Source organism: Rhodococcus sp. KBW08 (assembly GCF_003852455.1).
In the GTDB taxonomy this organism is placed as follows: domain Bacteria; phylum Actinomycetota; class Actinomycetes; order Mycobacteriales; family Mycobacteriaceae; genus Rhodococcus_F; species Rhodococcus_F baikonurensis.
In genome coordinates this window covers 1-604 of record NZ_QAJJ01000061.1, presented here as the reverse complement: position 1 = coordinate 604, position 604 = coordinate 1, and the positions used below count along the sequence as shown (strand labels likewise).

The following is a 604-nucleotide window of genomic DNA, read 5'->3' as shown; positions in this document are numbered from 1 at the left end:
CGGTGACGGCGGAGGGAAATGTGCATGACTACAAGGTTGTGCGCACTGTCTCGAACGGAACCCCCAATGAGGGGGAGACGATTACGGTGAAGTCGGTGCTGACTCGCACGGGGACTCTCGAGTACCTTCAGCAGGTCAAGGATGTTCATCCGGATTGTCTTACCTACGTGACTGATTCGGCCAAGGTTGACGGCTCGGTGATCGGTCGCAACGACGTCGAGGTTCGTTCTGATTATGCGAAGATCTCGGGCAGTTGGGCGGTGTACTGGAACGGCGGTTTGATCAATCCGAAGTTCAGGACGGTTGAGTTCAGTTACACCGTTGGTGCGGGGTGTGCTCGTGATGTGGATTTGATGACCGAGTTGCATGTCAGTGGGACGTTGGGTTCGGGTCAACTCAAGGGTGTCGGTCCGTCGGTGAGGGTTCAGAAGAACATTTCGGCGACGACATTGGCTCCCGTCGGTGGCGCTCAGGTGGGGCAGTCTGTTGCGCTGAGCGCGACGGTGACCGGTGGTGCCGACGGTGATCAGGTGGAGTTCTTCGACGGTGCCACCAAGATCGGTGCGGGCGCTCTTGCCAATGGTGTTGCAACACTTGCCTGGAC

The 604-nt window shown here is 58.1% G+C and carries 1 protein-coding gene; it reads left to right on the top strand.

What is annotated here, in order from left to right; all coding sequences use genetic code 11:
* Positions 1-95: 95 nt before the first annotated feature.
* A partial coding sequence (locus DBV08_RS32040) for an Ig-like domain-containing protein (RefSeq protein ID WP_185565017.1) occupies positions 96-604 on the top strand: 509 nt, incomplete at its 3' end.